Source organism: Rhizobium cauense, from assembly GCF_019511525.1.
Classification (GTDB): domain Bacteria; phylum Pseudomonadota; class Alphaproteobacteria; order Rhizobiales; family Rhizobiaceae; genus Rhizobium; species Rhizobium cauense.
In genome coordinates this window covers 392,768-416,333 of the sequence record NZ_JAEUAT010000005.1, presented here as the reverse complement: position 1 = coordinate 416,333, position 23,566 = coordinate 392,768, and the positions used below count along the sequence as shown (strand labels likewise).

28 protein-coding genes are annotated in these 23,566 nt (G+C 61.0%); 11 read left to right on the top strand and 17 right to left on the bottom strand.

Annotated features, from left to right (window positions below; translation table 11 throughout):
• Window positions 1-21: 21 nt before the first annotated feature.
• From JNB88_RS12655 to JNB88_RS12645, 3 genes are all read right to left on the bottom strand, one after another.
• Window positions 22-381 (bottom strand): response regulator, encoded by a 360-nt coding sequence (locus JNB88_RS12655; protein WP_037132317.1) that lies wholly within the window; start codon window positions 379-381, stop codon window positions 22-24.
• A gap of 118 nt (window positions 382-499) precedes the next feature.
• Window positions 500-1,042: a hypoxanthine phosphoribosyltransferase gene (hpt, locus tag JNB88_RS12650; protein WP_220355736.1), complete on the bottom strand. Its 543-nt coding sequence runs from the start codon at window positions 1,040-1,042 to the stop codon at window positions 500-502.
• A gap of 64 nt (window positions 1,043-1,106) precedes the next feature.
• Complete coding sequence (locus tag JNB88_RS12645) at window positions 1,107-1,757, bottom strand: hypothetical protein (RefSeq protein ID WP_220355735.1); 651 nt, start codon at window positions 1,755-1,757, stop codon at window positions 1,107-1,109.
• 203 nt (window positions 1,758-1,960) lie between these two features.
• On the opposite strand from JNB88_RS12645, the gene ftsE reads away from it, so the two are divergent.
• The 4 genes from ftsE to JNB88_RS12625 all read left to right on the top strand — a co-directional run bounded on the left by ftsE (window position 1,961) and on the right by JNB88_RS12625 (window position 5,286).
• Window positions 1,961-2,620: a cell division ATP-binding protein FtsE gene (gene ftsE / locus JNB88_RS12640; protein ID WP_007528031.1), complete on the top strand. Its 660-nt coding sequence runs from the start codon at window positions 1,961-1,963 to the stop codon at window positions 2,618-2,620.
• Between the two features lie 55 nt (window positions 2,621-2,675).
• Window positions 2,676-3,623 carry a cell division protein FtsX gene (locus JNB88_RS12635; protein ID WP_420832183.1) on the top strand — a complete coding sequence of 316 codons (948 nt, stop codon included), beginning with the start codon at window positions 2,676-2,678 and terminating at the stop codon, window positions 3,621-3,623.
• 70 nt (window positions 3,624-3,693) lie between these two features.
• A complete protein-coding gene (locus JNB88_RS12630) occupies window positions 3,694-4,404 on the top strand; it encodes a YdcF family protein (RefSeq protein WP_197066636.1) in 711 nt (236 codons plus the stop codon).
• Window positions 4,405-4,488: 84 nt separating this feature from the next.
• On the top strand, window positions 4,489-5,286 hold the full coding sequence (locus tag JNB88_RS12625; protein WP_220355734.1) for a lysophospholipid acyltransferase family protein: 798 nt from the start codon (window positions 4,489-4,491) through the stop codon (window positions 5,284-5,286).
• A gap of 195 nt (window positions 5,287-5,481) precedes the next feature.
• On the opposite strand, the gene JNB88_RS12620 is transcribed toward JNB88_RS12625, so the two are convergent.
• Window positions 5,482-6,015: a gamma-glutamylcyclotransferase gene (locus JNB88_RS12620; RefSeq protein ID WP_220355733.1), complete on the bottom strand. Its 534-nt coding sequence runs from the start codon at window positions 6,013-6,015 to the stop codon at window positions 5,482-5,484.
• Window positions 6,016-6,066: 51 nt separating this feature from the next.
• On the opposite strand from JNB88_RS12620, the gene JNB88_RS12615 reads away from it, so the two are divergent.
• A complete protein-coding gene (locus JNB88_RS12615; RefSeq protein ID WP_220355732.1) occupies window positions 6,067-7,065 on the top strand; it encodes a DUF2125 domain-containing protein in 999 nt (332 codons plus the stop codon).
• Window positions 7,066-7,067: 2 nt separating this feature from the next.
• Here JNB88_RS12615 and JNB88_RS12610 read toward each other — a convergent pair whose 3' ends face one another.
• The 3 genes from JNB88_RS12610 to JNB88_RS12600 all read right to left on the bottom strand — a co-directional run bounded on the left by JNB88_RS12610 (window position 7,068) and on the right by JNB88_RS12600 (window position 9,970).
• A complete protein-coding gene (locus tag JNB88_RS12610) occupies window positions 7,068-7,997 on the bottom strand; it encodes a prephenate/arogenate dehydrogenase family protein (RefSeq protein ID WP_220355731.1) in 930 nt (309 codons plus the stop codon).
• Window positions 7,994-9,103, bottom strand: coding sequence for a histidinol-phosphate transaminase (gene hisC, locus JNB88_RS12605; protein WP_220355730.1), 1,110 nt, complete (start codon window positions 9,101-9,103; stop codon window positions 7,994-7,996). The genes JNB88_RS12610 and hisC overlap by 4 nt, the downstream gene beginning before the upstream one ends.
• Before the next feature lie 90 nt (window positions 9,104-9,193).
• Window positions 9,194-9,970, bottom strand: coding sequence for a class I SAM-dependent methyltransferase (locus JNB88_RS12600; RefSeq protein WP_037132291.1), 777 nt, complete (start codon window positions 9,968-9,970; stop codon window positions 9,194-9,196).
• Between the two features lie 54 nt (window positions 9,971-10,024).
• On the opposite strand from JNB88_RS12600, the gene gloB reads away from it, so the two are divergent.
• Together gloB and JNB88_RS12590 are read left to right on the top strand one after the other, a co-directional pair.
• Window positions 10,025-10,795 carry a hydroxyacylglutathione hydrolase gene (gene gloB / locus JNB88_RS12595; RefSeq protein ID WP_037132287.1) on the top strand — a complete coding sequence of 257 codons (771 nt, stop codon included), beginning with the start codon at window positions 10,025-10,027 and terminating at the stop codon, window positions 10,793-10,795.
• Window positions 10,795-11,217, top strand: a complete 423-nt coding sequence (locus JNB88_RS12590; protein WP_220355729.1) for a cupin domain-containing protein — start codon at window positions 10,795-10,797, stop codon at window positions 11,215-11,217. Before gloB ends, JNB88_RS12590 begins: the two co-directional genes overlap by 1 nt.
• 3 nt (window positions 11,218-11,220) lie before the next feature.
• Here the strand turns inward: JNB88_RS12590 and yddG are convergent, their stop codons facing one another.
• Both yddG and JNB88_RS12580 read right to left on the bottom strand, forming a co-directional pair.
• Window positions 11,221-12,117 carry an aromatic amino acid exporter YddG gene (gene yddG / locus JNB88_RS12585; protein ID WP_220355728.1) on the bottom strand — a complete coding sequence of 299 codons (897 nt, stop codon included), beginning with the start codon at window positions 12,115-12,117 and terminating at the stop codon, window positions 11,221-11,223.
• Window positions 12,118-12,146: 29 nt separating this feature from the next.
• Window positions 12,147-12,923, bottom strand: a complete 777-nt coding sequence (locus tag JNB88_RS12580; protein WP_220355727.1) for a DUF3108 domain-containing protein — start codon at window positions 12,921-12,923, stop codon at window positions 12,147-12,149.
• A 238-nt stretch (window positions 12,924-13,161) separates the two neighbouring features.
• Here JNB88_RS12580 and rpmB point away from each other — a divergent pair, with 238 nt between their 5' ends.
• Together rpmB and JNB88_RS12570 are read left to right on the top strand one after the other, a co-directional pair.
• Window positions 13,162-13,458: a 50S ribosomal protein L28 gene (rpmB, locus tag JNB88_RS12575; protein WP_016556451.1), complete on the top strand. Its 297-nt coding sequence runs from the start codon at window positions 13,162-13,164 to the stop codon at window positions 13,456-13,458.
• A gap of 116 nt (window positions 13,459-13,574) precedes the next feature.
• Window positions 13,575-14,210, top strand: a complete 636-nt coding sequence (locus JNB88_RS12570) for a queuosine precursor transporter (RefSeq protein ID WP_037132275.1) — start codon at window positions 13,575-13,577, stop codon at window positions 14,208-14,210.
• 134 nt (window positions 14,211-14,344) lie between these two features.
• Here JNB88_RS12570 and JNB88_RS12565 read toward each other — a convergent pair whose 3' ends face one another.
• The 4 genes from JNB88_RS12565 to JNB88_RS12550 all read right to left on the bottom strand — a co-directional run bounded on the left by JNB88_RS12565 (window position 14,345) and on the right by JNB88_RS12550 (window position 19,227).
• Window positions 14,345-15,376, bottom strand: coding sequence for an esterase-like activity of phytase family protein (locus JNB88_RS12565; protein ID WP_220355726.1), 1,032 nt, complete (start codon window positions 15,374-15,376; stop codon window positions 14,345-14,347).
• 20 nt (window positions 15,377-15,396) lie between these two features.
• Window positions 15,397-17,298 carry a cobaltochelatase subunit CobT gene (gene cobT, locus JNB88_RS12560; protein ID WP_220355725.1) on the bottom strand — a complete coding sequence of 634 codons (1,902 nt, stop codon included), beginning with the start codon at window positions 17,296-17,298 and terminating at the stop codon, window positions 15,397-15,399.
• A gap of 12 nt (window positions 17,299-17,310) precedes the next feature.
• On the bottom strand, window positions 17,311-18,303 hold the full coding sequence (gene cobS, locus JNB88_RS12555; RefSeq protein ID WP_220355724.1) for a cobaltochelatase subunit CobS: 993 nt from the start codon (window positions 18,301-18,303) through the stop codon (window positions 17,311-17,313).
• A gap of 312 nt (window positions 18,304-18,615) precedes the next feature.
• Window positions 18,616-19,227 (bottom strand): J domain-containing protein, encoded by a 612-nt coding sequence (locus JNB88_RS12550; RefSeq protein ID WP_220355723.1) that lies wholly within the window; start codon window positions 19,225-19,227, stop codon window positions 18,616-18,618.
• Window positions 19,228-19,326: 99 nt separating this feature from the next.
• Here JNB88_RS12550 and JNB88_RS12545 point away from each other — a divergent pair, with 99 nt between their 5' ends.
• Window positions 19,327-19,608 (top strand): BolA family protein, encoded by a 282-nt coding sequence (locus JNB88_RS12545; protein ID WP_037081939.1) that lies wholly within the window; start codon window positions 19,327-19,329, stop codon window positions 19,606-19,608.
• A 62-nt stretch (window positions 19,609-19,670) separates the two neighbouring features.
• Here JNB88_RS12545 and JNB88_RS12540 read toward each other — a convergent pair whose 3' ends face one another.
• The 4 genes from JNB88_RS12540 to JNB88_RS12525 all read right to left on the bottom strand — a co-directional run bounded on the left by JNB88_RS12540 (window position 19,671) and on the right by JNB88_RS12525 (window position 23,242).
• Complete coding sequence (locus JNB88_RS12540) at window positions 19,671-20,150, bottom strand: DUF2938 domain-containing protein (protein ID WP_220355722.1); 480 nt, start codon at window positions 20,148-20,150, stop codon at window positions 19,671-19,673.
• Window positions 20,151-20,217: 67 nt separating this feature from the next.
• Window positions 20,218-21,528 (bottom strand): HlyC/CorC family transporter, encoded by a 1,311-nt coding sequence (locus JNB88_RS12535; protein ID WP_037132260.1) that lies wholly within the window; start codon window positions 21,526-21,528, stop codon window positions 20,218-20,220.
• Entirely contained in the window at window positions 21,525-22,655 is a 1,131-nt protein-coding gene (aroB, locus tag JNB88_RS12530) for a 3-dehydroquinate synthase (RefSeq protein WP_220355721.1), read from the bottom strand. Before aroB ends, JNB88_RS12535 begins: the two co-directional genes overlap by 4 nt.
• Complete coding sequence (locus tag JNB88_RS12525; RefSeq protein ID WP_037132255.1) at window positions 22,652-23,242, bottom strand: shikimate kinase; 591 nt, start codon at window positions 23,240-23,242, stop codon at window positions 22,652-22,654. Before JNB88_RS12525 ends, aroB begins: the two co-directional genes overlap by 4 nt.
• A 146-nt stretch (window positions 23,243-23,388) precedes the next feature.
• On the opposite strand from JNB88_RS12525, the gene JNB88_RS12520 reads away from it, so the two are divergent.
• Entirely contained in the window at window positions 23,389-23,565 is a 177-nt protein-coding gene (locus tag JNB88_RS12520) for a hypothetical protein (RefSeq protein WP_220355720.1), read from the top strand.
• Window position 23,566: the final 1 nt, after the last annotated feature.

Here is a 23,566-nt window from a genome sequence, read left to right as displayed (position 1 = left end):
CGAGGTGTACCGTCAGCCGCCTCAGGCGGCCAACGCACGCGCGACAGCCTTGCGAATGTCCGGCAACGCAAAAGGCTTCGAGACGACATCGACGATCTTTTCCGCCAGGTCGTCAGCGCGTTCGCGCTGCTCGGCATAGCCGGTCATCAGCAGGATCTTCAGCGCCGGGAAGGCGGATTTCGCCTGATGCGCCAGTTCAATGCCGTCCATAACTGGCATACGGATGTCCGAGAGGAGCAGGTCGTAGGCGCCGTCCCTGAGTTTTTCCAGTCCTTCCGCACCGTCGGCGGCTTCCACGGTCTCATGACCGTCAAGACGCAAAGCGCGGGCTACGAAAGAACGCAGGGAGTCCTCGTCTTCCGTAATCAGAATTTTTGCCATGGTGTGCATCACTCCGTTTCATGCCCCGCAACGGAAATCACATGACTTTCCTTTGCGATCGGTAAACGGCAGGAAGGGATGGACGGGATGGTTAACAACCCGTCTTATCCTGGCACAATCAGGCGTCGCCTGTGACCACGCCGACGAAGGGAAGTTCGCGGAACGCGTAGGCGACGTCCATGCCGTAACCGACCACAAAATAGTCGGGGCATTCGAAGCCGACATAGTCGGCCTCCAGCTTTTCCTTGCGCTTGACGCTCTTGTCGAGGAGCACGGCGATCGTGACGTTGCGTGCGCCGCGTTCGTAGAGCAGTTCCTTGGCGAACTTCAGCGTGCGGCCGGATTCCAGAATATCGTCGATCAGGAGAACATCGCGATCCTTTACGTCGCTGTCGATGTCCTTGACGATCCGAACACCTTGCGAGACCATCCCGGTGCCGTAGCTCGACAAGGTGATGAACTCGACCTCGGGCGCCAGGCCGCTGTCATGCAGCGCGCGGATGAGGTCTGCGGCAAAGATGAACGAGCCCTTCAATACGGCAATGACCAGAAGGTCCTTCGTCGGCCCCGATGCAATCTGCTTCGCCATGACATGGTTGCGTTCAGCAATCTGCTCGGCGGTGAACAGTGGCTCGATGTTTTTTCCGCGCACGACGGGCATGAGAAGGCTTGCTCCATGAATAGAAGCACAAGCCGTTACCACAAACGACGGGACGAAACACCCCTTAGGGCATGAACGAAAGCCGGACTTCCGGCATTTTTCCGCCTGCGTACTGGATTCTCGTGGAAAAGCCGCGGCTTTGGCCACCGTAGATGACATCGGCCGGCGGATTGATAACGACGCTCGCCATCAGCTGCTCGCCGACAAGCAAATCCGCGCGGATGGGACGCACGAGCTGTGTCGTGCCGCTGTGGTTATCGACGATGCCGTTGATCAACAACACCTGCATGCCGTTCGCCTCACGCGGCGTCATGGTCACATGCGAGAAATGCAGGGGAGAAGTGGCGGGTGCGGCCTCGCTTTCCGAAAAGCCGGAGAAGCCGCCGACGAGGCCGAAGGCGAGGATCGAAACGGCAAGAACAAGCGCTGCGAAGGTTCTGGCCGAAGCGCGCTGCAACCAGGCCTCACCGAGGCGAACGAATGAGGCCAGGGCTGGCGGGAGCGGCGGTTTGCCGGCCGGCGGCGAAGCGCGCTTGCGATTGTCATGAAAGCTGCGGCGGGTGAAGTCCTGCGTGCGGCCGTTCGTAATCACCACGAATTCGGCGTCGGCGATATCGGCCGGACGACTTGGACGCACCGTGCGTTTTGCGGGTTCGGGCGGTAGAAAATCGTAAGCGCGACCGGGCGCTTGGCGTCTGAACGAGGAGGAGGTCATGATGACGGCCTTTCCGGTGTCCACAATAGCTTCAGGCCGGACGGAAATCCGGCATTGAAACGAATCCTCCACAGTCGTAAATTTTAATGGTTAATGCTTCGCAAAGATCGCCATCAAAGCGGCGTCTTTCCGGTAAATTTACTGGTTGTTAATGCTGTTGGTTAACAAGTCGTGCGGTGAACAAACAAAAGACTGATCTCCCGTTGATCCACTTCGAAAATGTCGGTTTGCGCTATGGGATGGGGCCGGAAATTCTCCGGGACCTGACGTTCGACATTCCGAAGAAATCCTTCCAGTTCCTGACCGGCCCTTCCGGCGCCGGCAAGACGACGCTGTTGCGGCTGCTGTTTCTGTCGCTGCAGCCGACCCGCGGGCTGATCCGCATGTTCGGCCGCGACATTTCCGACATTCCGCGCCCCGAGCTGCCGCTGCTGCGCCGGCGCGTCGGCATCATCTTCCAGGAATTCCGTCTTCTCGATCATCTGACGACCTACGAGAACGTCGCGCTGCCGTTGCGCGTGCGCGGCAAGGACGAGAGCTCCTACAAGACCGACGTATTGGAGCTTCTGAAGTGGGTGGGGCTTGGCGAGCGCATCAATGTCCTGCCGCCGGTCCTCTCGGGCGGTGAAAAGCAGCGCGCCGCAATCGCCCGCGCCCTGATCGACCGCCCCGAGATCCTTCTTGCCGACGAGCCGACCGCGAACGTCGACCCGCCAATGGCACGCCGACTGCTCAATCTTTTCCTCGAACTCAACCGTCTCGGCACAGCCGTTGTCATCGCCACCCACGATCTGGCGCTGATGGACCAGGTAGAAGCCCGCCGTATGATCCTCTCGGAAGGGCACCTCGACATCCATGACTAAAGCTGCGCCCAAATCGCCGGCAGAGGCCGCGCCGAAAAGCCAGAAGCGGCCGGAAATGAAGGTACGCCCGACGGCGCCGATCCTGCCTTCCGCCAACATTCAGGGCAATGCGCTGATGGTCGTCATTGCCATCATGGCCTTCCTCGCCTGTTTGACGCTTGGCGGTGTCAGCATGGTGCGCTCCACTGCAGCAAGCTGGGAGAGCCAGATTTCCCGGGAGATCACCATCCAGATCAAGCCCGATGACGGGTTGGACATGGACAAGGCGCTGACGCAGGCGCGCGATCTCGCGCTGACGTTTGTCGGCACGAAGAACGGCCAGATCGTCGATGAAGCGGCCACTGCCCGCCTGCTTGAACCCTGGCTCGGGACCGGGCTCGATATCAAGGAACTGCCTGTCCCGCGGCTGGTGATCATCACCATCGACGAGAGCAATCCGCCTGATTTCGAGGCGATGCGCTCAATGCTTACCGGAAGTATCCCGCAAGCCTCGCTGGACGATCACCGCACATGGGTCGACCGGTTGGTTTCGATGGCACACACGACGGTGATGATTGGCACCGGCATCCTGCTGCTCGTCTTTTCCGCCATGGTGCTGACCGTCGTCTTCGCAACACGCGGCGCCCTGTCCGGCAACCGCCACATCGTCGAGGTTCTCCACTTCGTCGGCGCGGAAAGTTCATTCGTCGCAACCGAGTTCCAGAAGCACTTTCTGAAGATCAGCCTGAAGGGTTCAGCAGTCGGCAGCGCCCTTGCAGCGCTCTTCTTCATGACCGCGGGCTTCCTGCAAAGTCGTACCCTGGCCACCCCGCAGACCGACCAGGCGACCGCTCTCTTCGGCACGTTTTCGGTCGGTGCCCTCGGCTATGCCGGCATCTTTGCGACGATGATCGTCATCGCCCTCCTGACGACTTTTACGGCTCGGTTGACGGTGATGCGAACGATCTATGAGATCGATACTTTGCGTTCCGATCCGACCCGCGCGGATGGACTGGCAAATTGAGCTTTACCATGCCTTTTTTGCCATGAAAGCGTCTGTTCGCCGCCGCAATCTGCATATATTTTCCTGATTCATGAGCATGGGCCATTTTTCGCGCAACACGATTCGCCCTGGAGCAGAGCTTACTCGCTCCGAGGGGGGGCCGGCACGTCGCGGTCCGGTGCGGCGCATGCTGCGCTGGGGCGGCGTCGCCTTCGTGCTTGCTGCCGCGCTTATCTTCGGCGGGTTCCTCCGCTTTGCCGATTCCGTCACAACCCTGAAACCACCACTTGATCCCCGCGCGGACGCGATCGTCGTTCTGACGGGCGGCTATCAGCGGATCGACCAGGCCGTCGAACTGCTGCAGAAAGGCGCCGGCAAGCGCCTGTTGATTTCCGGCGTTCACCCGTCAACGACGCCGAAGCAGATCCGCCGGATGACGCAGGCTCCGCCGGAGTTGTTCTCCTGCTGCGTCGACATCGGCTACGATGCGCTCGATACGATCGGCAACGCCCAGGAAGCCTCAAACTGGATTCACCAACGCGGCTACAAGAGCGTGCTTGTCGTCACCAACAACTATCATATGCCGCGCAGTCTGGCGGAATTCGCTTACGTCGACTCCGAAACACAGTTCATTCCCTATCCCGTGGTGAACACGGACCTGAAAACCAGCGACTGGTTCACCGATCCGAACGCCGTGCGCGTCATGCTGGCCGAATACGCGAAAGTGCTCTTCGCCGGCGCGCGCAATCTGACAGGTCTCGGCCGTCATCCCGGGCTCCGCTCAGCCAGCGTCTCGGGCTAAAGCGTAGCGAAACCTTTTTCTGGCGGCCAATATCGTGTAGGAGGGCGCAACCGCATCTTGCGGATACTGGTCTCGGGAAAGTTTATGATCGCTCTGCGTTCCGTTCTCTTCAATACGATCTTTTATGCCAACCTCATCGTTCGCATGATCGTGCTCTCTCCCTATTACTTCGTGGTGTCGCGCAAGGTCGCCTACCAGATCCCGAAAAACTGGGCGATGTCGAACCACTGGCTGATGGAGAAGCTGGTCGGAACCACCTTCGAGATCGAAGGCATGGAGAACCTGCCGGACGGCGGCTACATCCTGGCGCCGAAGCATCAGTCCTTCTGGGACACCTACGCCCTCCTGCCCTGGCTGAAGGATCCCGTCTACATCCTCAAGCGTGAACTGATGTGGATTCCGCTGTTCGGCTGGTATGCCAAGAAGCAGCGGATGATACCGATCAATCGCGGTGCGCGCGGCAAGGTCATGGTCGAGGCGTTGCGACGGACCAAGGAAGAACTGGCAACCGGCCGCCAGCTGATCATCTACCCTGAAGGAACCCGCCGACCGCCGGGGGCCGAGCCGCTCTACAAATACGGCATTGCCCGAATGTACCGCGATCTGCAGCTGCCCGTCGTGCCAGTCGCGATGCATCCCGGACTCTTCTGGCCGCGACGCAGCATCATGCGTTTTCCGGGCCACTTCAAGGTCCGCATCCTGCCAGCAATCCAGCCCGGCATGGATCCGGATGCCTTCTTTGCGCATCTGATCGAGGTAACGGAGAAGGCGAGTGACGAGTTGTTGGTCGATACCGTCACGCGCAATCCGAACCTGCCTCTTCCCCCGACCGCCGAAAAGCGGCTTGCAGAATTGCGAAAAAGCGAGACGGCGACAGCCTGAGCTCAGCCTACTGACGAAGCGTTCTTTCTTGCGGAATGATCGGTTTCTCCGTCATGCCGGCCTTGAGCCGGCATCCATCGCCGCCGCGTCTGCGGTGCAAAGAGGTCTTTTGCGCGCAAGGACTTGCGCGCGCTGGACCCCGGCATCCGCCCCCGATAGGCCGCAAGACCCTGTCAGCAGTCTGACTGCCTGAATTCAGGCCGCTGTCTTCAACCGTTCGACTTCACCGACCACCTGCTCCAGCCAGTGATCGCGAATACCCATGTCCTGCAGATGCGCCAGCGTGTTGAAGACATAGGCATCGTTCGGTCCTGACTTGCCCTCAGCGCCATGAACGACCTGTGCAGCCGCGAGGGCGTCGAGCGCCCCGGCATATTGCCTGTGGTTGCGGTCGACGACGTAGGCGACCGCTTTGCTGCTCCGGCCGTCCGCAAGCTGGAGCGGCAGGCAGCGCTCGAGATAGACGTTGGTCACCAGCTCACGCGCTCTGAGGTATTCGATCGTTTCGTCCCATTGACCCGGCGCGATCCGAAAGGCCATGCCCCGGCAGGAACCGCCGCGATCAAGGCCGAGCACAAGGCCGGGATTTTGCTCGGTGCCGCGATGCACCCAGGAATGCACGCATAGCGAACGCCTATAGCCATAGACAAGAGCCTGAGAACGCTCCAAAAACTCGAAGCCCGGATTCCACATCAGTGATCCGTAGCCAAATACCCAAAATTCGTCCATATCCCACGCCAGACCGACATCCCAACTCGCGAGTCACCATTGGAGAACATCATGGCAGCGTCAAGCCAATCCCGCGGCGGCAGAAAATTCTGGTTGCTCGGCAGCGCTATCGTTCTGTTGATCGCGCTTTATACGGGCGCCTGGTTCTATGCAGCATCGACGCTGAAGACGAGCGTGTTGAAGGCAATCGCGCCCGGCAACACGGCCGGCGTCAGCGGCGAATGCACCGATATCGACTTCCGCGGCTATCCCTTCCGTATCGGCCTTTTCTGCGCGAAGGTCGATGTCGACGACAACGTCAACGGCGTTTCGGCGACCTTCGGCCAGCTGCGCTCCGCGGCGCAGGTCTACGCCCCCGGCCATATCGTGTGGGAACTCGATTCGCCCGCTGAGATTCGCAGCGCCAATGGCCTTTCCCTCAATGCCGAATGGGCGAGCCTGCAATCCAGCCTGATCACCAAGTTGAAGGGAGTTGACCGCTCGTCGACGATTATCGAGGGCCTCAAGGGCACGGCTGTCTCCTCCCAGACAGGACAAACGATCAACTTCGACGCCGCCCACACCGAAATCCACCTTCGCCAGAATGGCGGCGACCTCGATGGCGCGATATCGGTTACTGATTCCAATACAGCCATCAAGGACTGGCCAGCCTTCCCGAAACTTTCGGCCAGCGCCGACGTAACGCTCGCCGGCAAGGCCGGCATGATCGACGGCAGCGACCAGAAAGGGCTGTACGGGGCCAGCGGCGAACTGCGCAAGGTCGTGACCGATATCGGTGACGGCAGGGTCATGACGCTGAGCGGCCCCTTCTCCTTCGACGAGGAGGGTTATCTCTCAGGCAAGTTCAAGCTGGAGATCGAGCAACTCGGCCCCTGGCGCGACAGCATCAAGCAGACCTTCCCCGAGATCGCCAAGACCGTCGATACCGCCGCCAAGCTTCTGAAGGCGCTCGCAGGCGGCGGCGACAAGGTTTCCGTGGATCTCGTGGTTGCGCGGGGCAATGCCACGGTCGGCGGCTTCATTCCGTTGGGATCGATCCCGCCGATCTGAGATCAGGCATTCTTCTCGAGCGGATGCGGGCGACCGAAATCGGGCGCATCGACATCCTGGCCCGCCTGGATGATAGAGCGGCGGATCGAACGGGTCCGGGTGAAAAGGTCGAAGATCTTGTCGCCCTCGCCCCAGCGAATGGCTCGCTGCAGATAGGCGAGATCCTCGGAGAAGCGCGCCAGCATTTCGAGGATCGCGTCCTTGTTGTGCAGGCAGACATCACGCCACATCGTCGGATCGGAGGCGGCCAGACGCGTGAAGTCGCGGAAACCGGAAGCAGAGTACTTGATGACCTCCGATTCCGTCACCGTTTCCAGATCGTCGGCGGTGCCGACAATGTTGTAGGCGATCAGATGCGGCAGGTGCGAGACGATGGCGAGCACCTTGTCGTGATGCGACGGATCCATCTCGTCGACCTTGGAGCCCAATGCTTCCCAGAACAGCCGCAGCGTTTTCAATGCCGTCTCGTCGGTCCCGGCGATCGGCGTGAAGATGCACCAGCGGCCCTCGAAGAGACCCGGAAAACCGGCATCCGGGCCGGATTTTTCCGTACCGGCCAGCGGGTGTCCGGGAATGAAATGGACATGCGGCGGCATATGCGGCTGCATCTGCGCGATAACCGAAGCCTTTGTGGAACCGACGTCGGTCACGATCGCGCCGGACTTCAGGCTGCCTGCGATTTCATTCGCCACGCTTTCCGAGGCGCCAACAGGCACCGAGACGATGACCAGGTCCGCATCCTTCACCGCCTGAGCCGATGACGTCGTATAGCGGTCGCCAAGTTGCAGTTCCTCGGCCCGCTTCAGCGTGTCGGCGCTGCGGGTGGCAATGACGACTTCCTTGGCGAGACCAAGACGCTTGATGTCATGCGCGATGGAGGAGCCGATCAGGCCAATCCCGATCAGCGCGATGCGATCGAACTGCACGGTCATGACTTGCGTCCCATAAACTCTCCAAGGACTTCGATGACACCGCGGTTCGCCTCTTCGGTGCCGATGCTCATGCGCAGTGCGTTCGCGAATCCGTAGCCCTTTACCGCACGCAGGATATAGCCGCGGCTGGTCAGGAACTCATCGGCTTCGGGTGCTCGCTTGCCGTCGACATCGGGGAAGTGAACAAGAATGAAGTTTGCAACCGACGGGGTGACCTTAAGACCGAGCGCCTCAAGTGCGACCGTCATCTTTTCGATCCACATCTGATTGAAGGCCACGGCTTCCTGCGTGAACGACTGGTCACGAATGGCCGCGGCGCCAGCGGAGATGGCCGGCGCGTTCATATTGAACGGACCACGAATGCGGTCGAGAGCCTCAATGATGTCGGCGGGCGCATACATCCAGCCGATACGCAACGCGGCAAGACCGTAGATCTTGGAGAAGGTCCGGGTCATGACGACATTCGGATTGGACGAAACGATCTCAATCCCGGCCTCGTAGTCGTTGCGGCGGACATACTCCGCATAGGCGGCATCGAGGACGAGGACGACGTTCTTCGGCAGGGCAGCGTGCAGGCGACGAATCTCGCTCACCGGAACATAGGTACCCGTAGGGTTTCCTGGGTTGGCAATAAAGATCATCTTCGTCTTCGGTGTGACCGCGGCGAGGATTGCATCGACATCGACCGTCGCATCCTTTTCCCGCACGGTAACGGGCGTGGCGCCAGCGCCCATGATCTGGATCTTGTAGACCAGGAAGCCATGCTCCGTAATAACAGCCTCGTCGCCAGTGCCGAGGTAGACGTGGCAAAGCAGGGCGAGCAGCTCGTCCGAACCATTGCCACACATGATATTAGCGGGATTGAGACCGTGAACCGCCGCGATCGATTCACGCAACTCGAGAGCCTGCCCGTCAGGATACCGTTCCAGCTTTTCGGCAGCGGCGCGGAAGGCTGCAATTGCCTTCGGGCTCGCGCCGAGCGGCGTTTCATTGGATGAGAGCTTGTGAACCTTGGCCACACCCGGCGCATGGTGCTTGCCCGGCACATAGGCTGCGATATCCAGAATGCCTGGACGCGGAACGGGCTTGCTCATCTCTTCGCTCATCGGATCGACCTTGGAAAATACCGGAAAACTCGGCTGAAAACTGCCTTGTGGCAATAGAACGGAACGGCGGCCTTGTCGAGTGCGGAAGGACTAGCGGCTGCGCGTCGTCGGAACGCCATGGGGCGCGAGGACTGGCACGAAGACGCGTCGCGACGCGCGGGCGGCGACCGGCAGCCCCTGATAGAGCCGCTTCTGCGCCTCGACGACGATGACGCCCGAGAAAGCCGGCCACAAAGTCCGCCCGACACGATCGAAGACGCCCCGCAGGCGCATCATCGTACGCAGCTTCGAGGGCGGAAAGAACAGCGCCTCCGCCGTTGCCCCCGGCGTGAAATTGGTTTCGCGCAGGAGATTTGTCAGCTGTCCCCGCGAATAGGGCCGCCCGGAGCCGAACGGCGTATGTTCCATGCGCGCCCAGACGCCGCGGCGGTTCGGAACGACGATCACCAGGCGCCCGCCCGGCGCCAGAACCCGCCACAACTCCTTCAGGGTCTCCCGCGGGCTCTCCGCAAACTCAAGGGAATGGACCATCAGCACCCGGTCGATCGAGGAATCCGGCAGCGGCAACTCCTCATCGAAAACCAGAGCCGTCGAGGATAGCGCCCCCACCGGCCAGTTCACCGCCCCCTGCCCCGCCGGCATGAAGGCAAAGGTCCTCTCCGTGTCGGGCTGGAAGCGGTCGAGGAAGGGCACCACATAGCCGAGACCAACAAGACGCTCCTGCGGCAGCCTCACCCAGAGCGAAGAAAGCGCCATGGCGATCGACTGCTCGGCAATGCGTCCGAGGTCGGAATGATAGAACTGGCGTAGGTCGACGATATCAGCGTGCATCGAGGTAAATGTTATCAGTGGGCGGTTGGACTTCAAGGCGCGACCCTCTACATTCCCGATATACCCGCGATAAAGAGGCTCCCTGAGACTATGAAACCTTTGGATTTAGACGTTTTTCTCTGCCGTACCGACAATTTCGGTGTGCTTGTCCACGACCCCGAAACCGGTTTGACGGCCTCGATTGACGCGCCCGATGCAGGCGCGGTCGAAAAGGCAGCAACCCGTCGCGGCTGGACGATCACCCATATTTTCACGACCCACCATCACACGGATCACGTCGAAGGCAATCTCGCGCTGAAGGAGCAATATGGCTGCGAGATCATCGGTCCGATCAACGAGGCGGTGGCGATCCCCGGCCTCGACAAGACGATGGCCGACGGCGACACGTTTCTGTTTGGCGATCATAACGTAAAGGTCATCGAGACCCCCGGTCATACGGCCGGACATATCTGTTACCACTTCGTCGACGACAAGCTGCTCTTCGCCGCCGACACGCTGTTTGCCCTTGGCTGCGGGCGTCTTTTCGAGCGCCCGGCTGCCGATATGTGGCACTCGCTGCAAAAGCTTGCCGTGCTACCTGATGAAACGGCGATCTATTTCGGCCATGAATATACGCTCTCCAATGCACGCTTTGCGCTCACCATCGATCCGGACAATCAGCGACTGGTAAGCCGCGCGGCCGAAATCGAAGCTCTCCGGGCCGAGAACAGGTTCACCATTCCGACGACGCTGGCACTGGAGAAGGAAACCAATCCCTTCCTTCGCGCAGCAGATCCCGCCATTCGCCGTAACCTCTTGATGGAAACCAAGACCAACGAGGAAGTCTTCGCGGAAATCCGCCGGCGCAAGGACGTTTTCTGATGTCACCGGACGATATTATTCGCGAACTTGGAATGCAGCCGCATCCCGAAGGCGGCTGGTACGTGCAGACGTTCCGCGACATCGAGGGCGGATCCCGCGGCCATTCGACGGCGATCTACTATCTGCTCAAGGCCGGACAGCGTTCCCACTGGCATCGTGTCCATGACGCGGCCGAGGTCTGGCACCACTACGCCGGTGCGCCGCTTACGCTTCACCGCTCGCAGGATGGAAGCAGCAGCGAGACGCTGACGCTCGGGAGCGATATCCTCAAGGGTGAACGTCCGCAGGCGATCGTCCCTGCCAACTGGTGGCAGTCTGCCGCAACGACGGGTGAGTACACCTTGGTCGGATGCACGGTTGCACCGGGCTTCCACTTCGCGTCCTTCGAGATGGCGCCGCCGGACTGGAAGCCGGTCGGTTGAAAGCTATTCCGCGGCGACACGCTCTTCTGCCGTCGCGGCCTTCCGGCGAAACATCTCGTTTGCAGCAAGCACGGCACCGCCGGTGACCAGCACGCAGGCGAGCGCAATGCGCCAACTCGGCTCGGCAAAACCGAAGAGCGTCAGGTTCAACGTCGACAGAAGCGGCGCGGCATAGCTTGCGGCGCCCAGAATCTGGATGTCGCCGTTCTTGACGCCGTAATCCCAGGCATAGAAGGCAGCGCCAACGGGGAAGAGCCCGAGGCCGGCCACTGCAATCCACTGCGACACGGTTTCCGGCCAGACCGTCGTTTCAAGCCCGAGGTGGCAGATGAGAGACAGGATCGACGTCGCCATGCAGAAGCCGGTGACGACGTCGGTCGAGACCGCATCGAAACGACGCGTCAGGAGCGAGTAGCCGGACCAGGTGAAGGCGCAAAGGAAGGCGGCACCGTATCCGACGGCATAGGCACCGTCGAAATTGATGCCGTTGCGGCCGACAATCAGGAAAGTGCCGCAGAGACCGGCCAAAGCGCCGACGATGTGATACCAGCGCAGGCGCTCGCCTGGCAGCAGCGCCGACCCGACGACGATCAGCAGCGGCCAGAGATAGGCAATCAGCCCCGCCTCGACCGCCGGAGCGTTTCTGAGCGCCGTGAAATAGAGGAAATGGTATCCGAACAAGCCGGCAATCCCGACGATCCAAACCTTGGCCGGCTGCTTGAGCAGCCGCAGCCGCGACGGATTGAGGATCAGCACGACGATGCCGGGAATGCTTCCGATGGCAAAGCAGATGGCAGACAACTGGAACGGCGGCATCGTGCCCGATGCAGCCGTGAACAGCGCCAGGAACGACCACATGAGGATGGCCGTAAAGCCGATTAGCGTTGCCCGAAGCTTCACCTGTCCCCCTTTGCGGAGACCACGCTCCGTCAGCTTGCGCCGTATTTCACCGCGGTAATCGTCACCGGTCCGTATTGCGTCGGAATACGAACGTAGACCGGAGCATATACATTCGCCGCATCCGACTTGGCAAACCAGATTTCCATGCGGCTGCTCCTGCTCAGATAGTCGATGTCGCTACGACCCTTCTTGTAACCGGAGCGAGGAACGAAGCGCACATTGCACACGGTCACCTTGCCGTTGAAGCCGGTTGTCGAAAAGTTCTGCTGGCCTTTGGGCGAGAGAACGAGGTCCATCCGCATTTCGCCGTCATAGATCGGCAGTTTCTGGGCGCAGACATTGGCGTCCGCGGGGAAAATGAGACCAGAGATCGGATCGAGGACGGAGCGCAAGTCGCTTGCCGGCACATTGACCCAGTTGTTCGGTGGTTTGCGAGGCGGCTTGACGGTCGTCGAAACGATATTGCCGTTGTTGTAGCGCACCTCGTATGTACGGGCGCGCTTGCCGCTCTTGTAGTACAGATAGTAGCGGGACGCCTGTAGCCGGTCGCCGCGCAGCACGCCGTCGACGCTAGTCTTGGCCGAGATGTTGGTGACGAGATCGGCAAGGCCGGCCGAGCTGATATCGCCGGAGACCCTGTAGCTCTTGTTGTCCTCGATCTTCGTCAGGAAGGCGGCGCGCGCGATCGTCAGGATGCCAAGAGAAACCTTGTATTCCGTCCGATGCACGATCTCACTTGCGCCGGCCGGAATGGCCATCAGCGCAGCGAGCGTGGAAATTAGAAAACGTTTGCCCAGATGAGCCATGAAATGAACCCTGTTCAGGCGGCTGGTAAAGCCGTTCCTCACGGTCTATACGCCTGTATCACGACGAAGCAAACACGAGCTTTTTGACAGAATTGCGGGAAACGCCAAGGTTTGGCTTGACGCGCACGGCCTGTCTGACTATAGAACCGCAACTTTCCAATCATGGCCTGATGGATTGCTAGCCCGATTTTCTGTGGGCACGCAACTGATGGCCGAGAAAAACAAGAATAGGTGTTCCATGTCCCGCATGTGCGAATTGACCGGCAAGGCAGTCCTCGTTGGCAACAATGTCAGCCATGCCAACAACAAGACCAAGCGCCGGTTCCTCCCGAACCTGTGCCAGGTTACGCTGATCTCCGACGCGCTCGGCCAGCGTTACCGTCTTCGCGTTTCGGCTGCTGCTCTTCGTTCCGTCGAGCATCGTGGCGGTCTCGATGCCTTCCTGATCAAGGCAAGCGAAAACGAACTGTCGATGCGCGCTCGTCTGCTGCGCCGCCAGATCGTCAAGAAGACTGCCGAAGCCGCTGCTGCGTAAGCTTCGACCGCTTCTTCTACATACGGCTTCAAAAGGCTTGCACGGATGATCTCCGGACAGGCCTTTTGCTTTGTCGGTCTGTTCCTCTAACTGGTGGCATACCCCAGGATAAAAAAATGCTGACGACACGCTCTACGCTTATCTATGTCGCACTGATGACGCTCGTTGTCGTCGCCTCGAACTTCCTCGTGCAGTTCCCGCTGAATGCCGAATTGGCCGGCATCAACCTGGCCGACATCCTGACCTGGGGTGCTTTCACCTATCCCGTCGCCTTCCTCATCACCGACCTGACCAACCGCCAGTTCGGACCTCAGGCTGCCCGCAAGGTGGTTTTCGCCGGCTTCGTCGTTGGCGTGGCGCTGTCCTTCTATACGTCGCTTCCGCGTATCGCGATCGCCTCCGGCTCGGCCTATCTCGCCGGCCAATTGCTCGATATCTCGGTCTTCAACCGCCTGCGTCGTCAGGCCTGGTGGCGCGCGCCGCTGGTCGGCTCGCTTGTTGGCTCGATGCTGGACACGGTGATCTTCTTCTCCTTCGCCTTTGCGGCCTTCTTCGTCTTCTTTGGCCCGAACGATCCCTTCGCGCTCGAGTCCGCGCCTGTTCTCGGCGTCCTCACGACCGAGGCTCCGCGTTGGATCTCCTGGGCGATCGGCGATTTCTCGGTGAAGATGATCGTCGGCCTGGTGATGCTGCTGCCCTACGGCGCACTGATGAATGTGCTGCGCCCGATGCAGGCCGCACGCGCTAACTAAAAGCCCGAAGCCGGTATCTCGGACGGACGGCGGGGCGATGCTCCGCCGTTTTGCGTTCGAGCACACGGAAGCTCTGTGCGCGACTGGCTATCTTGCGGCTAGGCTGCTTGAGTGATCGGCGGCTGATGCAAGGTTCAGTTCTGCAAGCGGGCCGTGTCGCCGGCTCGCGGCTCCACCAGCCGGAACTCCAGCATCAGATTCCGCTGCAGGATGGAATGGTTGTCGTCGGAGACGATCACCACATGCGTCGTGCCATCTTCTGCGGCGAAAACATCCAGACCTTCCATGTTGTCAATCTGATAGCTGAAGTCGCCCTGGAGCAGGACCTCGCCGTCCATCACCGCGCCGGGGCGAATGTCAGCGGCCTTGATGCGGCGGATTCGCATTCCGATGCCTTCCGCCATGTTGAAGCGGCGCTCCAGAAGCAGCAGGTCACCGTCAGGCAGGAACGCTCCGTCCGTCGCATCGAAATCGCCGTAGTGAGCAAGCGACAGGCGCCCCTCCAGCGGTCCATCGAGGATCGCCGCATAGGCATTCCCGTCGGCATCCAGGCTGCGCTCCGCGACGATCAGTGTGCCACCCTTCAAGGCGCTGTCGACGGGCGCAACGGCGATCGTCTCGAAACCGCGATTGGCCCGCAGCGATTTCCTCGGAAAGGGAAGAGGGATCGTATCGATCGCACGCGATGCTTCGAAGCCCTGATCAGGATAAACGTCGACGCGGTGCTGCTGTTCAAAGGACACAAAAATCTGATCGCCGTGCAGCGCCAGGCCTTCGGCATCCATATGTCCCTTGCCTTCGAAGCTGCGCCCTACCCGGTTTTTCATTGGGGTGATCGCCACATCAGCAACGCCGGAGAGGCGCCCCTGCGGATCACGCTCGATGCGACCCGTCATCCAGTGACCGGTATCGAGCACGCCAACGAAATGCGTCCTGTCCGATCGAAACCGGATCGACGACAACGAGCCGAACAGTCTCTGTGGTGACACCATTTCCAGCCCGCCGAGAAATTCGAGGGTGCCGAACTTCGTCTCATCGGAGCCGATCTTGAAATCGGTGATGACGCGACTGCGGACCTCAACGTCGCCATCGGCAAGTGCCGGTGGAACGAGAGCCGCCAGCCCGAAAGCAATTGATATCAGGCTGGCGAAGGACTTCCGGAGCATCCAGAAAGCGCCCTTTCGCGTTAGCCGGCGCGGCGGAGGCGACCGCCCCGCGGCTGGGCGGTCTTGTCTTCGAAGAGCGACGCAAGCTGCTCGGTCATCGCACCGGCCAGCTCGTCAGCATCGACGATCGTTACGGCGCGCCTGTAGTAGCGCGTCACATCATGGCCGATGCCGATTGCCAGAAGCTCTACCGGCGAGCGCGTCTCGATCCGGTCGATGACGGCACGCAGATGCCGCTCCAGGTAGTTGCCCGGATTGACCGACAGCGTCGAGTCGTCCACCGGCGCACCGTCGGAGATCATCATCAGGATCTTGCGCTGCTCACGACGGCCGATCAGGCGGTTATGCGCCCACATCAGCGCTTCGCCGTCGATGTTTTCCTTAAGCAATCCTTCGCGCATCATCAGGCCGAGATTCGGCCGTGCGCGACGCCAGGGCGCGTCGGCCGACTTGTAGATGATATGACGCAGATCGTTGAGGCGGCCCGGCGTCTGCGGCTTGCCGCTGCCGAGCCACTTTTCGCGCGCCTGTCCGCCTTTCCAGGCCTTCGTCGTGAAGCCGAGGATCTCGACCTTGACGCCGCAACGCTCAAGCGTGCGGGCCAGGATATCGGCGCAGGTGGCCGCGACCGTGATCGGGCGGCCGCGCATCGAGCCGGAGTTGTCGATCAGAAGCGTCACGACCGTATCGCGGAACTGCGTGTCGCGCTCCATCTTGAAGGAGAGCGCCTGCATCGGATCGATGATCATCCGCGTCAGGCGTGCCGGGTCGAGATAGCCCTCCTCGAGATCGAAATCCCAGGAACGGTTCTGCTGCGCCATCAGGCGGCGTTGCAGGCGGTTGGCCAAGCGGCCGACGGCGCCCTGCAGGTGCGCGAGCTGCTTGTCGAGGAAGGCGCGCAGGCGCTCCAGCTCGGCGGCGTCGCAGAGTTCTTCGGCGGTGATCGTCTCGTCGAATTCCTCGGTGAAGACGTGGTAGTCGACCTTCTCGTTGAAGTCGTCGAAAGGCGTGTTCGGGCGTCGGGTTTCCCCCGGCGTCTCGGAATCTTCCTCGCCTTCTTCCTGCATGTCGTCGTCGGAGATTTCGGCGCCTTCGGTCTCGCCGTCCTCCATCTGCTCGTCGACGACTTCGCTGTCCTCTACGGGTGCGGCATCCGAACCGGCGTCCTCATCGACTTCGTCCTGGTCCTGCTCGTCGCCGTTCGGCTGGTCTTCCTGCTCCGAATCGTCGTCGGAATCCGGCTCACTGTCGTCGTCTCCATACTCTTCCGCCATCTCCATGGCCGAAAGCATGTTGCGGATCGCCTTAGAGAAAGCCGGCTGGTCGTTGATGACGCCCGAAAGGTTTTCGAGTTCGGTGCCGGCCTTTTCCTCGATGAACGAGCGCCAGAGGTCGAGCACCTTGCCGGCTGAGGCCGGAGGCTTCTCGCCGGTCAGCTTCTCGCGCACCAACATGGCCATGGCTTCGCCGATTGGCGCATCTTCCTGCCGTTCGATGCCGGAGAAATTCGCCTTCGAATACTTCTCCTCGGTCATCGACCGAAGGTTTGAGGCAACGCCTTCCATGCGCAGGGCGCCGATCGATTCCACGCGCGCCTGCTCGACGGCGTCGAAGATCGCGCGCGCGTCGGAGCCCTGCGGCGCCATGGTCGCGTGCACCTTGTCGTCGTGGCAGGCAAGCCTGAGCGCCATCGAGTCGCCGAGCCCGCGCGTCACGGAGAGTTCATGCAGCGTCGGACGCTTGGAGAGCTCCGGCAGGCGGATCCGCTCGGCTGTCATTCCCGGGCGTTCATTGGCGAAGGTCACCTCGACGTCGCCGTCGCCGGCAATCGCGCGTACGCTGCCGGTTATTGCCCGGCGCAACGGTTCGACGTCGACAGGCGAGCCGGGCTTTGCTTTCGAATTGTCACCGCGAGCAGCCATGATCGGTCGGCCTTAAGCCTCCAGAACGATGTTGGCGGCGCTTTCCTTCAGCTCGACGCCGAAAGCGCGCTGATAGTGCTCGGCCACCAGCGGACGTTCCAGCTCGTCGCACTTGTTGAGGAATGTCACGCGGAAGGCGAAAGCGATGTCGCCGAAGATTTCGGCATTTTCGGCCCAGGTGATGACAGTACGCGGGCTCATGACGGTCGACAGGTCGCCGTTCATGAACGAAGCACGCGTCAGGTCGGCAACGCGGACCATCTTGGAGACGGTATCGCGGCCGTCCTTGTCCTTGCCGAAAGTCTTCACCTTGGCGGCGACGATGTTCACTTCATGGTCGTGCGGCAGATAGTTCAGCGTGGTCACGATCGACCAACGGTCCATCTGCGCCTGGTTGATCTGCTGCGTGCCATGGTAGAGGCCGGTCGTATCGCCGAGACCGATGGTGTTTGCGGTCGCGAACAGGCGGAAGGCGGGGTGCGGGCGGATGACACGGCTCTGGTCGAGCAGGGTCAGGCGGCCGGAGGATTCCAGAACGCGCTGGATGACAAACATGACGTCAGGGCGACCGGCATCGTACTCGTCGAAGACGAGCGCGACATTGTGCTGGTAGGCCCACGGCAGGATGCCATCCTTGAATTCGGTAACCTGCAGACCGTCCTTGACGACGATGGCGTCCTTGCCGACGAGGTCGATACGGCTGACGTGGCTGTCGAGGTTGATACGCACGCAGGGCCAGTTGAGGCGCGCGGCGACCTGTTCGATGTGCGAGGACTTACCGGTGCCGTGATAGCCGGAGATCATCACGCGCCGGTTGTGAGCAAAGCCGGCAAGAATGGCGAGCGTGGTTTCGCGGTCGAAGAGATAATCGGGATCGAGGTCCGGAACATAGGCGCTGCCCTGGCTGTAAGCCGGCACGCGGATGTCGGAATCGATCCCAAAGACCTCCCTGACCGAAACGGTGGTGTCCGGGATCTCCGAAATATCAAGGTCAATCTTGCTCATCATGTCTCCAAGGCGGGTGGCGGACACCCGGCCATACTGTCTCAGCCCATTTCGCAACCATGACGCCGCAGTCGACCCCGCGCTCGTTCATGTCGGAACGTCGGCGATGCTTCTCCGGGACTGAAACGAAACCTCGGGGGCGATAATCTACCGCTAGCGAGCATTCTTGAACAAAGTCCCGGACAAGAAACGCCGCGCCCGGAAGTGGCCGAGGCGCCTGTGGGACAAACGCAGAAACTTATGCCGCGGTTGCCTGCGGCCTCAGCCGATTTGGGACCATACCTGATTGAAGACCAAGAGCAAGGACAGGAATTAACAAAAACCGTTCTGCTTCAATAATTGATAGGCCTGGATGACGGCGCGGAACCTTTCCTCCGAACCACGGTCGCCGCCATTGGCATCCGGATGGTGCTTCTTGACGAGTTCCTTGTAGCGGCTCTTGATCTCCGAGGAGGTGGCGCTGGCTTCAAGGCCCATCGTGTCGAAAGCCTTCGCTTCCAGGGTCTTCAGCTTGCGCTGCTCCGGAAAGCGCGGACCGTTGCTTTTGGTGCCGTTGACGAAGCCGAAGGGATCACGGACGCGGTAGGAACCCGAGCGCATATCCGAATGCAGCGGGCTGTCCTTGGCCGACTTGTTGACGCCGACCGTCCAGGTCGGGCGATGGCCCGTTATCGCTTCCTTCTGATAGCGCGCGATCTCGCCGTCGGAGAGGCCGGAAAAATAGTTGTAGCCCTTGTTGTATTCCTTGACGTGCTCGAAGCAGAACAGAAAGAACTGCCCCTCGGCATTGCGCCCGACGGGAGCGCGATGCGCGCCTTTCTTGTCGCAGCCGTCCCACTGACAGGAAGGGGGAGCCTGTTCGGTTTCCTGCTCGCGTTTGCGGCGGGTGCGGATGCGGTCGAAGTATTTGGAATCGAGTCTCATGACGGCTCTAATTTTAGGCCTCCCAAGAGGCGACAACAAGAATTGACAAACCGAAATGTTGCTGGCTTGGTGGGAACCTTTTCGCAAAGCAACGAGACCATGACCCTGCAGACCCGCATCGAAGAAAAGCTGACCGCCGCGTTCGCGCCTGAGCGCCTCAGCGTCATCAATGAAAGCCATCTTCATGCGGGCCATCAGCCTGACATAACGGGGACCGGCGAGACCCACATGCGGGTGCGTATCGTGTCCGCCAAGTTTGCCGGCATGCCGCGACTGGCGCGGCATCGAGCGATCACGGAGCTTTTGAAGCCAGAGCTGGATGCAGGATTGCACGCGCTCGCCGTCGAACCGGCAGCGCCAGGCGAACCGGTGCGCTGGTAGCGGGCGCCGCCTCTATATGGGTAGGCGGGCCGCGCTTTCCAATGCGGCCGGCCACATCGTTTTTAGCGGATCAGAAGCGCCGTCGCGAAGAGCCCGAAGCCGAACACAGTGTGCGCCACCAGATTGAGGAAGCGAACCGTGTTCGGGTTCGGCGTCTTTGATGCTGCCCAGCCGATGCCAAGGCCAGGCTGCAGCAGAAACCAGCCGGCACCGACAGTAACAATCGCCCAGATCCACGCCGGCAGGAACGTCGGCTCCGCCAGCCAGCCCGGACCGGTCAGAAGCACCAGCAGAATGCCGTAGAGAATGCCGACCGCATAATGGCCGATCCAGCCGAGGGCGAGTTCATGCTCGTAGGGCGCGGCCGTGCCGATATCGTCGTGGAAGACCTTGCCGTCCTTCAGGTGCCAAAACCAGCGACCGACCGGTGCCCAGTTCGGCAGCGGCGTGCCGGTAGCCTTTGCATAGACGATTGCCCAGATGTCCATGAGGACGGTCGCCCCGACCCCGATAGCAACAGCGCGCCAGAAAATATCAAACATATCAAATCCATAATGGTGATGTCGCGGCAGACTCCTCTCCACCGTGACCATGGGTAGGATGCTCGCCTCAGGCCGGACCCGCCTCGTTTTCCTCAGCCGGTCGGATCCGAAGTTTGGTAATGCGGTTCTTTTCGCGCTTCATGACGATGAAGCGCTTTTCATAGAAGGTGAAGGCCTGACGCTCTTCCGGGATCGTCATCGACTCGTGGATGACGAGGCCCGCGATGGTCGTCGCCTCCTCGTCCGGCAGATTCCAGTCGAGCGCGCGGTTGAGGTCGCGGATCGGCACGTTTCCGTCGACCACGATCGAACCGTCCGCCTCCTGGCGTACGCCCTGGATGTCGATGTCATGCTCGTCGGAAATATCGCCGACGATCTCCTCGAGGATGTCCTCCAGCGTGACGATGCCCTGCACTTCGCCGTATTCGTCGACGACGACGGCGAAATGCTGCTTGCGGCGCAGGAAGGCGTTCAGCTGCGCTTCAAGACTGGTGCTGTCTGGCACGAACCACGGCTTCTGGGCGATCTTGACGATATCGAGATGCTCAGGCTCGGCATCGCGCTCGGCAAGAGCACGCAGCAGATCCTTGGAGTGCACGACCCCGATGATATTGTCCGTCGAGCCGCGCCACAGCGGCATGCGGGTGAACGGGCTTTCGAGGATCGTCCGCACGACCACCTCGGGCGGATCGTCCGCGTTGATCGCCCTCATGGCCATTCGATGGACCATGATGTCGGAGAGTTCGAGCTGACCGAGATCGAGGACACCGCCCAGGCGGTCGCGATCGGCTTTCACCACCGATCCCTCACGATGCAGCAGATCGACGGCGCCGCGCAGCTCCTCGTGCGCCGAAAACATCGAAGTATCACGAGAAAGGTTGATCCCGAACAGTGACAGGATCCAGCGTACGATCGCGCTGACAAAGGACGCCACCGGGCCGACCACGGCAACGAACAACTTGACTGCCCCGGCGGTATTCAGCGCGAAACGCTCCGGCATCGAAATCGCCCAGCTCTTCGGCAGCACTTCGGCGAAGATGACGAGGATCACAGTCATGGCGAGCGTCGCAAGCGCCACGCCGGAGTTGCCGAACAGGCCGAGGAACAGGCTGGTTGCCAGCGACGAGGACAGGATGTTGGCAAGATTGTTGCCGATCAGCAGCGCACCGATCAGCCTATCGCGACGCTCGATGAGCTGGCGCACGATGCCTGCGCGTTCCTCGCCATTGGCTTCGAGCGTGTGAATGCGGCTGCGGGAAACCGCCGTCAGCGCCGTCTCCGAACCGGAGAAGAACGCAGACATGAGAACGAGGGCCACGATGGAGACGATTTCCGGCCAGTACACGGAAAGAAATGCCAGCGTGCCGTCGAAGGTCATTGCGGGTGTTTCTCCTTGAGGAAGCTCAACACTTCCGAAGCGGGAACATCGTCGGCGACAAAGGACTGGCCTATGCCGCGCGTCAGGATGAAGGTCAGCTTGCCGCCCTTCACCTTCTTGTCCTGGGCAATCGCATCCATCAGCACTTCGGCCGGCGGCAGCGCACCCGGAATTTCTGACATGCGGGTCGGCAGGCCGACTGCCTTCAGGTGGCTTTCGACACGGCGGGCGGCATCCGGGCTTGCAAGATTCATGCGCGCCGAGAACTCGTGCGCCAGAACCATGCCGATCGAGACGCCTTCTCCATGGACGAGGCGCGCGCTGTCATAGGCAGTGGCTGCCTCCAGCGCGTGGCCGAAGGTGTGGCCGAGGTTGAGGAGTGCGCGCTGTCCGGTCTCGCGCTCGTCGGCAACGACGACGTCGGACTTTGCCTGGCAGCTCGTAGCGATCGCTTCGATGCGCGCCGCACCACCGGCAAAAACAGCCTGCCAGTTGGCTTCCAGCCACGCGAAGAAGTCAGGCTTGTCGATCAGGCCGTATTTCGCGACTTCGGCATAGCCGGCGCGAAATTCGCGCGCGCTCAGCGAATTCAGAACGTCGGTGTCGGCCAGCACCAGGTCCGGCTGATGGAACACGCCGATCAGGTTCTTGCCGTGGCGGCTGTTGATGCCGGTCTTGCCTCCGACCGAGGAGTCGACCTGCGACAACAGCGAGGTCGGCACCTGTACGAAACGCACGCCCCGCCTGATGATGCCGGCAGCAAAGCCGGAAAGATCGCCAATGACGCCGCCGCCGAGCGCGATGACATAGTCGTTTCGCTCGATCCGCGCCTCGAGCACCTTGTCGCACGCGGTCATCAGATGCTCGAAGCTCTTGGTCTTCTCACCCGCCGGCAGCACGAGCGTTGCGGACGCGATGCCTGCGGCCTCGAGGCTCTGGACCAGCGCTTCCAGATAGAGCGGCGCGACGTGCTCGTCGGTGATGACGGCCGCCTTGCGGCCCTTCAGGCGCGCTGCGATCTCAGCGCCGGCGCGGGCGATCAGGCCGGGTCCGATCAGGATATCGTAGGCGCGCTCACCGAGCGGTACGTGAACCTTGCGTTCGGGGGCGGTGGCAATCGCATTCATCCAGCTGCACTTTCGGTTCGGCCGTCAACCACGGCTTTCAGGACCTCTTCGGCCATCAATTCCTTGCGCACGTCACGCGAAAGAACAGTGAGGTCGGCGAGTTCATAGATTGGATAGCGGGCGTTCATCAGGTTTTCGAGGGTCTGCCTGGGGTTCTCGGTCTTGAGCAGCGGCCGCGTGTCGCGCTTGCTGACCCGCTCCCAGAGAACGTCGAGGTCCGCCTTCAGCCAGATCGAAAGGCCGCCCCTCTTGATGTGCTTGCGCGTGCGATCGTTGATGAAGGCGCCGCCGCCGGTGGAAACCACCCGCGGACCGTTCTTTAGAAGGCGCTTCATGACACGGCTTTCAAGGGCACGGAACTCTTCCTCGCCATAGGCGGCGAAAAGCTCGCTGATGGACATGCGGGAGACCTTTTCGATCTCGGCGTCACTGTCGACGAAGGGAATACCGAGCTGATGGGCAACGATCCGGCCGACCGAAGACTTTCCTGCCCCCATCAAACCCACGAGGATCAGATTGCGAGAACCGAGCGCGGCACGAGCCCTGTCTTTCAAGCTTTCGGCAACGGTCAGAACTGGGTCGCTCATTGGTCCATTCACACTTTGTTTGCGAACGGTATCGACAAATGCAGGTGTAGCGTCAAGTCGCGGACTAGGGAAACGTAGATCAAAACCGCCTTCTTGCACTTGCAAACAGGCTTCTTCATAAAGAAGCGGAGCCATGGAGTTGTTGAATGCCGAGTCTGTTCCGTTTTCTTGCCGTATTGGCGATCATCGCCGGCGCGATATACGGAACGATGTGGGCATTGGTCGTTTTCGTCGAACCGCAGGAGCGAGACGTGACGATCCGTATCCCGTCCGAGCGGGTCAACCCTCCCGCCACCGGCGCCATCAACCCGTCCAAGAAGTGAG